15 protein-coding genes are annotated in these 9,201 nt (G+C 44.3%); 8 read left to right on the top strand and 7 right to left on the bottom strand.

Annotation, left to right across the window (positions count from 1 at the left end; all coding sequences use genetic code 11):
- Both VK541_RS20900 and VK541_RS20895 read right to left on the bottom strand, forming a co-directional pair.
- A partial coding sequence (locus tag VK541_RS20900; RefSeq protein WP_324372421.1) for a sugar O-acetyltransferase occupies nucleotides 1–474 on the bottom strand: 474 nt, incomplete at its 3' end.
- Between the two features lie 29 nt (nucleotides 475–503).
- The gene (locus VK541_RS20895) at nucleotides 504–734 is read right to left on the bottom strand and encodes a hypothetical protein (RefSeq protein WP_324372420.1); all 231 of its coding nucleotides are present in this window, start codon (nucleotides 732–734) and stop codon (nucleotides 504–506) included.
- Nucleotides 735–884: 150 nt separating this feature from the next.
- Here VK541_RS20895 and VK541_RS20890 point away from each other — a divergent pair, with 150 nt between their 5' ends.
- The gene (locus tag VK541_RS20890) at nucleotides 885–1,781 is read left to right on the top strand and encodes an arginase family protein (RefSeq protein WP_324372419.1); all 897 of its coding nucleotides are present in this window, start codon (nucleotides 885–887) and stop codon (nucleotides 1,779–1,781) included.
- A 2-nt stretch (nucleotides 1,782–1,783) separates the two neighbouring features.
- Here VK541_RS20890 and VK541_RS20885 read toward each other — a convergent pair whose 3' ends face one another.
- A complete protein-coding gene (locus VK541_RS20885) occupies nucleotides 1,784–2,248 on the bottom strand; it encodes an NUDIX domain-containing protein (RefSeq protein ID WP_324372418.1) in 465 nt (154 codons plus the stop codon).
- Between the two features lie 73 nt (nucleotides 2,249–2,321).
- Here VK541_RS20885 and VK541_RS20880 point away from each other — a divergent pair, with 73 nt between their 5' ends.
- The 3 genes from VK541_RS20880 (at nucleotide 2,322) to VK541_RS20870 (ending at nucleotide 3,500) form a co-directional block, all read left to right on the top strand.
- The gene (locus VK541_RS20880; protein WP_324372417.1) at nucleotides 2,322–2,504 is read left to right on the top strand and encodes a hypothetical protein; all 183 of its coding nucleotides are present in this window, start codon (nucleotides 2,322–2,324) and stop codon (nucleotides 2,502–2,504) included.
- A gap of 221 nt (nucleotides 2,505–2,725) precedes the next feature.
- Entirely contained in the window at nucleotides 2,726–2,908 is a 183-nt protein-coding gene (locus tag VK541_RS20875; protein WP_324372416.1) for a hypothetical protein, read from the top strand.
- A gap of 37 nt (nucleotides 2,909–2,945) precedes the next feature.
- On the top strand, nucleotides 2,946–3,500 hold the full coding sequence (locus tag VK541_RS20870) for a DUF2911 domain-containing protein (protein ID WP_324372415.1): 555 nt from the start codon (nucleotides 2,946–2,948) through the stop codon (nucleotides 3,498–3,500).
- Nucleotides 3,501–3,503: 3 nt separating this feature from the next.
- Here VK541_RS20870 and VK541_RS20865 read toward each other — a convergent pair whose 3' ends face one another.
- The 4 genes from VK541_RS20865 to VK541_RS20850 form a co-directional block, all read right to left on the bottom strand.
- Entirely contained in the window at nucleotides 3,504–3,872 is a 369-nt protein-coding gene (locus VK541_RS20865) for a hypothetical protein (protein WP_324372414.1), read from the bottom strand.
- Nucleotides 3,869–4,480, bottom strand: a complete 612-nt coding sequence (locus tag VK541_RS20860; RefSeq protein ID WP_324372413.1) for an RNA polymerase sigma factor — start codon at nucleotides 4,478–4,480, stop codon at nucleotides 3,869–3,871. Before VK541_RS20860 ends, VK541_RS20865 begins: the two co-directional genes overlap by 4 nt.
- 24 nt (nucleotides 4,481–4,504) lie before the next feature.
- Nucleotides 4,505–4,828: a multidrug efflux SMR transporter gene (locus VK541_RS20855; RefSeq protein WP_324372412.1), complete on the bottom strand. Its 324-nt coding sequence runs from the start codon at nucleotides 4,826–4,828 to the stop codon at nucleotides 4,505–4,507.
- A gap of 70 nt (nucleotides 4,829–4,898) precedes the next feature.
- Nucleotides 4,899–5,465: a Crp/Fnr family transcriptional regulator gene (locus VK541_RS20850; protein WP_324372411.1), complete on the bottom strand. Its 567-nt coding sequence runs from the start codon at nucleotides 5,463–5,465 to the stop codon at nucleotides 4,899–4,901.
- A 138-nt stretch (nucleotides 5,466–5,603) separates the two neighbouring features.
- On the opposite strand from VK541_RS20850, the gene VK541_RS20845 reads away from it, so the two are divergent.
- From VK541_RS20845 to VK541_RS20830, 4 genes are all read left to right on the top strand, one after another.
- The gene (locus VK541_RS20845; protein ID WP_324372410.1) at nucleotides 5,604–5,948 is read left to right on the top strand and encodes a DUF6249 domain-containing protein; all 345 of its coding nucleotides are present in this window, start codon (nucleotides 5,604–5,606) and stop codon (nucleotides 5,946–5,948) included.
- Nucleotides 5,949–6,200: 252 nt separating this feature from the next.
- Nucleotides 6,201–6,821 carry a TetR/AcrR family transcriptional regulator gene (locus tag VK541_RS20840; RefSeq protein ID WP_324372408.1) on the top strand — a complete coding sequence of 207 codons (621 nt, stop codon included), beginning with the start codon at nucleotides 6,201–6,203 and terminating at the stop codon, nucleotides 6,819–6,821.
- Nucleotides 6,818–8,134 carry a TolC family protein gene (locus VK541_RS20835; RefSeq protein WP_324372407.1) on the top strand — a complete coding sequence of 439 codons (1,317 nt, stop codon included), beginning with the start codon at nucleotides 6,818–6,820 and terminating at the stop codon, nucleotides 8,132–8,134. The genes VK541_RS20840 and VK541_RS20835 overlap by 4 nt, the downstream gene beginning before the upstream one ends.
- 21 nt (nucleotides 8,135–8,155) lie before the next feature.
- Nucleotides 8,156–9,199: an HlyD family secretion protein gene (locus VK541_RS20830; protein ID WP_324372406.1), complete on the top strand. Its 1,044-nt coding sequence runs from the start codon at nucleotides 8,156–8,158 to the stop codon at nucleotides 9,197–9,199.
- Nucleotides 9,200–9,201: the final 2 nt, after the last annotated feature.

The following is a 9,201-nucleotide window of genomic DNA, read 5'->3' as shown; positions in this document are numbered from 1 at the left end:
CGCGCCAATCACACAACGGCTGCCAATAGTAACGCCAGGACAAATGATCGCCCCGCCGCCAATCCAGCAATCATCACCGATCACAACCGGTTTAGAAAATTCTACACTTTTCCGGAGTTCTGCATCAAGCGGGTGACTGGCCGTATAGATCTGAACCCCGGGCCCGCAAAATACGTTACTGCCTATTTTAACAGGCATCCCGTCAAGCACCACACAATTGACATTGAAGTATACGTTTTCCCCGCAAAAAATATTGTAGCCGTAATCACAAAAGAAAGGGGGCTCTATATACAGGCTCGGGGGAGCATTGGGAATTAATTTGCTGAGGATCGCCTTCCCGTTTTCTGACATGACGTATTCTTTAATGTTCAGTTCATGTAAAAGCTTTTTGCAATCCAATCTTTCCTGAGTTAATAAAGAGTCTGTTGCGACATAAGGCTCGCCGGTTATCATTTTTTCTTTTTCAGTTTTCATAAATAAGCTGCGCTGTCAGTACTTTAAACTTACAGATCATTCACTTCAAATCCACCATAACTGACCATTTCGGCGTTGTGTGATACAATAAGTTTAAGCTTCATTCTTTCTATGAGATCTTTAGCCTGACTGATATTTCTATGCAGATCGCCGATGCCCCTGATCTCAATTCCTTTAGGCATGAGTTTAAATTTGTTAGGTTCAAATTTTTCAATGAATCTTTGCAGATCGGAGCTGATCTTTACTTCTGGTTTTCCCATTTTTAATTTTTAAATTTTCCTAATAAGCGTAAAATAATACAAATTGTTTTAACTCAATGAATAGCTAAAGTCATATTATCAGGCGTGATCAGGAACCGTCCTTGAATGCAGCCGGGAAATGGCACAGGAAATGCGCAATAAAAACCTGAGATGAAACGTCAATTAACCATTCTGTCTGCACCATCGATACTTGGTCTGAGGCCCACCGGCGTAGAACATCTTGCAGATCGTTTGCTGGCTTCCGGCCTTGCGCGTATGTTGTCGTACAATGATCCCGTCATCAGCGTTCAGACTTTTAATGAAAATTATGAGGCTGAAAGGGACATGGCTACCGGATGCCTGAACCCTCTGACCGCCAGAAAATTTTCCCTGGAGCTGATCCGGGTGCTGACGCCACATATTGGTCCCGGACATTTTCCCCTGGTTCTCGGCGGAGACTGCAGCATCTTGCTGGGTATCATGCCTGCTTTAAAAAAGAAAGGCAGTTATGGTCTGATCTACCTGGACGCACATGCCGATTTTTATGCCCCCCATCAGTCACAAACCGGGGAAATTGCAGATATGGATCTGGCCATCGTTACCGGAAGGGGCCCGGGCTTGCTGACTGATATAGATGGGCTAAAACCTTATGTTGAAGATCAGCATGTCATCCATATTGGCCAGCGTGACGAGCAGGAAACTATTGATTTTGGTTCTCGGGACATCCGCAAAACGGGCGTGCATTGTTTCAGCTTAGCGTCAATACGGGCACATGGAATCGAAACCGTCTTGAAAGGTGTAATGCGTACCATCTCTGAAACCGAACTTGAGGAATACTGGATACACTTCGATACTGATGTCATATCCGATGAGGAAAATTTTGCTGTAGACTACCGCCTTCCGGGAGGATTGACATTCTCGGAGATTGCCCGGGTACTGAATACCCTGATGGAAACAGGCAAAATGGCCGGTATGAGTGTGACCATTTATAATCCCGCGCTTGATCCCGGGGGCATCATTTCGGACAGGATCTGCAATTGCCTCGGTTCGGTGCTGAATAAAAGATAGTTTTATTTTTGACTGAAAAGTAAGGAATAAACTTGCTCCAGCAAGCTTACCTGCCGTTCATTGATCTTCATTCTGGCTTCTTCAATTCCAAACCATCCGGCCCTGTCTACTTCAGGGACATCGATCATTTTCCCGGATCTGGGCGGCCATTCCAGCGGAAAAGTATTACTGATCAGGGTCTGAACATCAAAATCTCCCGTCACAGCCCAGCAATGAACCTGCTTACCTCCTTTTTGCAGGACCGGTTCTAATTCGGCAAAATTGCCTTCAGGACGAAACCCCGTTTCTTCTTCAAATTCCCGTATGGCAGTTAGCAACGGGTCTTCTTCTGTATCAGCCTCGCCTTTGGGAATGGACCAGGCGCCAATGTCTTTGTTCTTAAAAAATGGCCCGCCCGGGTGTACCAGCAAAAACTCAGGCTGGCCGGACCTGATCTTGTACATCAGTATTCCAAAACTTTTTCTCATATCATTTAGCTAACAGCGCAGCAAAGAATATGTTTTTTCTGCAGAGCAGCTAATCCTTTCTTATCTTTATGCCATGATCAGATTAAACCAGGACACCCCTGCAGAAATATTAAATGAAGTAAAGATCGGGGATCTGGTAACGGATACATTTAGTAAAACGGGCCTGGTTGAGTCCATAAACATCAAGGCAGACCCCTTGTACAAGATTTTCGAGTTTAACCTGGTGACCGGAAGGGTCATTACTGTTCGGATTTAACTCAGCCCGTTTGGTTTCGTCTGCGCTTGCTGCATACTTCCTGCGTACCTGCCGCGGGATTTCTGCGCTTAACGGGTACCTTTAACCGCAGAAGGTCCGCAGAAACATTGCGGAAATATGCTTGAAGCATAAAACATACCCGAACTGTATCCTGTCAATTCCAGATAAATTATACTCGGAAAAAATAAATCAATATCTTTGCCGGATAAGAATATTTTATAATGACTGAACAAGGAAACAACAACAGTTTTGACTGGGTTTATTATGTATTAGGGCTGGTTTGTGGTATTGTAACTACTCTGGCGATCACCACCAACTTCTTTTGGGCCCTTTTTGGTGGTCTATTGGGCTTTATCTTTGGTGCAGTTTTCTTAAACGGTATCGTTAAAGGCCGTGTACACTAACATTCCTTCCTGTTTTTAACAGAAAACACCTATCCGCATGAAGAAACTCGTATTGATCTCACTCTTCGCTATTTTGGCCATTAGTGCCCGTTCACAGGACGTAAAATTTCCGGGTCTGGATACCAGTCCGGCAGATATTGTGTATTATCCTTTAAACGTCGTCAAGGCAAAAGACGGTTCTACACCGCTGATCAGGGTTTTGTATTCCCGGCCTTCAAAAAAAGGTCGCGAAATTTTTGGCGTGCTGGAACAGTTTGGAAAGGTATGGCGCGTAGGGGCAAATGAATCTACAGAAATCCGATTCTACAAACCAGCGACCGTTGGCGGAAAAAAAATAAAAGCGGGAACTTACAGCTTATTTGCCATTCCGAATAAAGACAAATGGACCATCATCATCAATAAACAGGTGGATAAATGGGGCGCATTTACCTATGATCAGACCAAAGATGTGGTGAGGACGGATGTGAATGTAAAATCTTTGGAGAAGACCCTGGAGGTCTTGTCAATTACCTTTACCACTCAGGCTACAGGGGCAAATATGGTGATCGGCTGGGACCATTCGACAGTTGAACTGCCGATAACGATTAAATAGGCCTTAAGCCAGTCTTCTTCGCAAAACGCTGTCCAGCCAGATCAGTGCGATCACTGCATCCAGCATTAAAAACAGTTTCAGAAACTGCGAGGAGGTGATTTTATCCGTGACCTTTCCCAGATCAAGCTCTATTTTTGACCAGCTGTAATCAAAGCTGCTGTTGGTCAGGGCATACACAAAGATTCCGAGCATACAGGCTGCGAAAAAAGCGGCAATACTGTAAATGACCTGCTTGTTTACCTTAGTCTTTAAGGCTACAGGTGCGGTCTCCAGTGCAACCTGCTCCATCACATTACGGCTAAAAGACATAGATGGCTCCTCAAGCTCCATGCTTTTCAACAATGCGTCCATTTCATCATCTGTCATTTTCATATCAATTCCTTTACTTCGTCTTTCAACAAAAATTGTAATTTCTCTTTCAGCCTGGCCCTGGCCCTGTGCAGTCTTACCTTTACATTATTGGAATTCATACTCAGGGCCAAACCAATTTCCTCAAGTGTCTGTTCGCCTTTATAAAACATCGTTATGATGATCGCATCATCCTGCACAAGCTGATCTATAGCAGTGTTCAGCCAGTAACTGGTGGATTTCCGTTCTGCCAGATCGGCGTTAAAATCCGAGATCTGACTTTCCAGTTGTATCTCGTTCTCTTCATCATTTATAGATTGCGTGTCCAGTTGTTTTTTACGCAAATGGGACATGGCAGTGGTATAGGTAATGGTATACAGCCAGGTTGAAAACTTTGAGGTCTGATTAAATGTTCCCAGGGCTTTATAAGCTTTTACGAAGCAATCCTGGGCAATTTCCTCAGCATCTTCCCTGCTTTTTGCAAAACGCAAAGCCATAGTGAACACAAAGCGCTGATGGCGCAACACCAACTCTGAATAAACTTTGGTATTGCCCGCCAGAACTGCCGCGATCAATTGTTCATCGGTTTGCTGAAGCTGCATATACCTGCTATGACGTGGTTTTGCATGCACAGGTTACAGCTTTTTCGATGAAAATTAATGGCTGCCGGCAAAAAATTTTAAGCCAAGGATAGATCCGATGAGCGTGACAATAAAAAATATCCGCCAGAAGTTGGCGGGCTCCTGAAAGTAGATGATGCCGACGAGGACTGTTCCTACTGCACCAATGCCCGTCCAGACGGCATAGGCTGTACCCATAGGTAAGGTCTGGGCCGCTTTGTTTAGAAAATAAAAGCTCAGACTGATGCAAAATGCAAAAGCAATTGACCATTTGAGGTTTGTAAAATTATTGGACAGTTTCAGACAGGTGGTAAATCCTACTTCAAATAATCCGGCTATTATTAAGATGATCCAGCTCATAATTTCTTTTTTTTACAAAATTAGGCTGAATTCAGCAGGAAGCTTTTTACAAATGTTAAAAAATGAGTGGCTATTTCATTTCTGCCCTGATCCTGCTCAGTGTAACCTGCGTGACCCCAAGATAAGAGGCGATATAACCCAGCTGGATCCTTTGAATTAAAGCCGGGGAACTGCTCAGCAACTCCCGGTAACATTCAGATGCCGATTTAAAAAGCCTCGCAATATGCCTTTCCTCAAGTTTCATGAGTTCACGCTCTGCCAGCTTCCGGCCCCAGTTTGCCAGGTCTATGTTTTCTTTAAAAAGCTGCTGCAGCTTGTCATCCTTAATTTCATAAAGCACGCTGTTTTCCAGAAGCTCAATAGACTCGTATCCGGGCAATCCATTGATGTAGCTGTTGTAAGAAAATACAAAATCACCTTCAAGACCAAACCAGAAGGTAATCTGGTTGTCTTTTCCGTCCAAATAAGCTCTGGCGATCCCCCGCTCAATAAAATAAACCGTCCGCCCTGTCTGTCCCGCTTCAAACAGTATTTTGTTTTTTGGCAGTTCAACCTTGCACATTCCCTCAGTTAAAAGCCTCAGGCTATCTTTTGGCAATGGATAAATACTGTCTATTTTATCAATAAGTGCATTCAATGTCTTTAATATTTGGATAAAGATAAATAACAGCCTTAAACATTTTTTTAAATGTGTGTAACCTGATGATTTTTGATGTAGTCATAGCTTCAGAACACCAATTATAAAAAACATTTATTAGTTAAAAAATTAAAAAATATGGGAGCGGAAATAGTATTTATTTGTCTTTTTATTTGTGCCACAGCATTGATCTTTGGCATCAGGTACATGTCCAACAAAGAAAAAATGGCCATGATAGAGCGGGGCATTGATCCGGGAATAGGCCAGAGTTCGCCAAAGCCTTTCCTGAGCTTAAAATTTGGATTGCTGATGGCCGGGCTTGGATTGGGGGTCGTTGCGGCTTTTATAGCGGTCACTAACGGCCGGTTTGATGACGAGGATGCGGTCGCCCTTTATTTTGGATCGATCTTTATTTTCGGCGGAATGGGCCTGATTGTTTCCTATGTGATCGAAAAGAAATGGCTGGACCAGCAGAAAAGCTGACCTGAGATTTGTCTAAAAGACGCTGTCGTCATTGCGAGGCACGAAGCAATCTCCACATTAGATTGCTTCGTGCCTCGCAATGACGTAGGGGCGCTAGAATGCGTAACCGTAAAAAGGGATTCTTAATCGAACTCCTTTTTTTTTTGCCTGCAATTTGACTTTTGTCAACAAAGAGTCAACAATGCAGCAGCCTGTTATATTTATGACAAATTAATCAATCGATTGATTAATTTTGCGTCATCAAATTATGACATGGAAAGAATAGACAAGAGAACCCGGATCATTGAGGCAGCCGAAAAACTGTTTTCTGAGCTGGGATACGAAGGGACCTCGACCAGGCAGATCGCCAAAGAATCCGGTGCGAACATGGCCATGATCAACTACTATTTCGGCTCCAAAGAAGGGGTCTTCATGGAGATCATGAGCAAAAGAATAGCAGATTTTAAAGACCATCTGAACAGCATCAGCCAAGGCGACGGCACTGGTATGGAAAAGCTGCTTAAGGTTGTGGAAGGATATGCCACCCGTATTCTTTGCAACCATACTTTTCATAAAATGATGCACCGCGAACTTTCATTGCCGCAACGGCCCGAAATGTTCAGCAACATAGAAAACGCAATGGCTGAAAACCAGCTGGTCATAGAAACCATCGTCAATGACGGAATCGCTGATGGCAGCTTCCGGCAGATCGATGTACGGATGCTCATCCTTACCCTGATGGGCACCATCAGTAAAGTAGCCATTTCTCCGGCAAAGATCACCTCAGGAACAGGCCTGGACATCAATAATCAAAAAGACCGCAAAGTGATCACCGACAGGCTGATCGCACACTTGAAAGACCTTATTACGATATACTTAACTCCGCAAAAATGATACGCAATACCAATAAATTAATCTTATCTGCTTTGCTGTTTCCAGGGATTCTTTATGCACAGCAGGTAAAAAAACTTGACCTGCCCGAAGCGATATCCCTGGGTGTCAGCAACAGCAAAAACCTGAAACTCTCACAAAACAAAATAGATGAAGCTGTGGCTAAGCTGGCAACGGTGAAAGACAACGCCTTACCTACCGCAAACGCTTCTTTCTTATATAATCACGCTGAAATACCCACCAATACCTTAAGCATCGGTGGTGCCGACCCTATTCATTTGCCAAAACGTGCTGATGCCTTTGTAGGAACTGCAGCGGTAGAGGAGCTGATCTACAGCGGCGGGAAGCTGAAGTATGCGGAGGAATCGACCCGGCTGCTTACAGAAGTGGCTAAACTTGACGCCGATAAGGACAAAGAGGAGATCAGCTATGCGGTGATCAATACTTATTATTCATTATTTAAAGTTCTGCAAAGCAAAAAGGTAGTAGCCCAAAACCTCGAGTCTATAGCCAGTCAGCTGAAACAGGCGCAGCGTTTTTTTGAGCAGGGAATTGTCACTAAAAACGATGTGCTGCGGTTTCAGTTACAGCAAGCTAATGTCTCGCTCACCGAAATGGAAATTGAAAACAACCGCAAAGTGATCAACTATAACCTGGATGTATTGCTGGGCCTGGATGAAAACACTGAGATTGAGATCTCTGATCCGGACAATGCTTTAAAACCTGCCGGCGGGCTGGGTACTTACCTTGATCTGGCTTTCAGCAACCGCCAGGAGCTGAGACAGCTGGACCTGCAAAACAGGGTGGCCGATGTCAACATCAAATCCATAAAAGCCAATACACGGCCAACTGTTGGTGTGGGTGCAAACTTGTACTACATTAACCCTAGCGGCAAATTTATTCCGCCAACTGACCAGTTCATTATGCCTGTTACGGTCGGCGCCAACATTTCTTGGAACATTGGCAGCCTCTGGACCAATAAGAATAAAGTAACCGAGGCCAGGGTTCAGCAAAAGAATGTGACGCTCCAAAAAGACATTGTCGCGGACGAGGTCAAAAAAGAGATCAACAAGAATTACCAGGACTATCAGCTGGCAACAAACAAGATCAAAGTGCTGGAAACCTCTATCGCTCAGGCTACAGAAAATGACAAGTTACTGGCTTCCAAATACAAGAACAATGTGGCTTCTGCCATTGACAGGATTGATGCCGAAACTTTGCTCTACCAGGCGAAGATCAACCTGGAAATTGCGAAAGCGGATGCCGGACTGGCTTACTATACTTTATTAAAATCAACAGGAAAAATCGCCCAATAAATACCATAACAAATTACAGCAATGACAACTGAAAAGAAAAAGAAAAACAAAGTAATCCCGATCATATTAGGGGTGCTGCTCATTCTGGGCGCCATTTTCGGCACTAAGGAATATATTTATTACAGCAAACATGTAGACACTGATGATGCGCAGATTGACGGCGACATCAGTCCGGTAGTGGCGCGTGTGGGCGGCTATGTCCAGGAAATAAAGTTCGAAGAAAACACCCGTGTAAACGAAGGTGATGTATTGGTTAAACTGGATGACAGCGACTATAAAGTAAAGCTGGAACAGGCTGAAGCCGGACAAAAAGGAGCAAGTGCAGGTGTGGGAGTTTCTGAATCACAGATTGCAGCCACGGCTGCAAATACCAGTACTGCCCGGGCGAACATTGAAGCGGCAAGGGTAAAATTGCTGCTTGCACAAAAGGATTATGACCGTTATGCCAACCTGGTGAAGGACGGCTCTATTACCCAGCAGGCTTTTGATCAGGCTAAAGCAGAAAAAGAATCGGCACAGGCTGCTTTTACTGCTGCTAAGGACCAGTATGTTGCTGCTGTGAAGCAGGTGGGTACTACGCAATCGCAGCTGGCGGTAAGCAATTCGGGCGTAACGCAGCATCAGGCTGATGTTGATTTTGCGAAATTGCAGCTGACCTACACCGACATCAAAGCGCCTTCAAGCGGGATCGTTTCTAAAAAGAATGTACAGAAAGGCCAGCTGGTACAGGCGGGACAGTCTTTGTTTTCTATTGTCAATGACAGCAGCATTTATGTAACCGCAAACTTCAAGGAAACGCAGCTGGAAGACATCAAACCTGGATCGAAAGTAAAGATTGAAGTGGATGCTTTTCCTGATGCTGATGTTTCCGGAGTGGTATACAACTTTGCGCCGATTACCGGAGCTAAAGGTTCTTTATTGCCTCCGGACAATGCGACCGGTAACTTTGTGAAAGTTGTACAGCGCGTGCCTGTAAAAATTAAGATCTCCAATGCTTCTAAAGAAATCATGTCCAGGCTTCGTCCGGGTATGAGTGTTAAAGTATCTGTTTCTATAAAAGATTAACA

The organism is Pedobacter sp., assembly GCF_035317785.1.
Classification (GTDB): Bacteria; Bacteroidota; Bacteroidia; order Sphingobacteriales; family Sphingobacteriaceae; genus Pedobacter.
This window is presented reverse-complemented; position numbering and strand designations above follow the sequence as displayed.

Bases quoted from the DNA above. Each gene is read 5' to 3' on its own strand.
- VK541_RS20845 (WP_324372410.1), top strand. From the start codon at position 5,604: ATGGGAGCGGAAATAGTATTTATTTGTCTTTTTATTTGTGCCACAGCA.
- VK541_RS20890 (WP_324372419.1), top strand. From the start codon at position 885: ATGAAACGTCAATTAACCATTCTGTCTGCACCATCGATACTTGGTCTG.
- VK541_RS20885 (WP_324372418.1), bottom strand. From the start codon at position 2,248: ATGAGAAAAAGTTTTGGAATACTGATGTACAAGATCAGGTCCGGCCAG.
- VK541_RS20830 (WP_324372406.1), top strand. From the start codon at position 8,156: ATGACAACTGAAAAGAAAAAGAAAAACAAAGTAATCCCGATCATATTA.
- VK541_RS20835 (WP_324372407.1), top strand. From the start codon at position 6,818: ATGATACGCAATACCAATAAATTAATCTTATCTGCTTTGCTGTTTCCA.
- VK541_RS20865 (WP_324372414.1), bottom strand. From the start codon at position 3,872: ATGAAAATGACAGATGATGAAATGGACGCATTGTTGAAAAGCATGGAG.
- VK541_RS20875 (WP_324372416.1), top strand. From the start codon at position 2,726: ATGACTGAACAAGGAAACAACAACAGTTTTGACTGGGTTTATTATGTA.
- VK541_RS20870 (WP_324372415.1), top strand. From the start codon at position 2,946: ATGAAGAAACTCGTATTGATCTCACTCTTCGCTATTTTGGCCATTAGT.
- VK541_RS20840 (WP_324372408.1), top strand. From the start codon at position 6,201: ATGGAAAGAATAGACAAGAGAACCCGGATCATTGAGGCAGCCGAAAAA.
- VK541_RS20880 (WP_324372417.1), top strand. From the start codon at position 2,322: ATGATCAGATTAAACCAGGACACCCCTGCAGAAATATTAAATGAAGTA.
- VK541_RS20855 (WP_324372412.1), bottom strand. From the start codon at position 4,828: ATGAGCTGGATCATCTTAATAATAGCCGGATTATTTGAAGTAGGATTT.
- VK541_RS20895 (WP_324372420.1), bottom strand. From the start codon at position 734: ATGGGAAAACCAGAAGTAAAGATCAGCTCCGATCTGCAAAGATTCATT.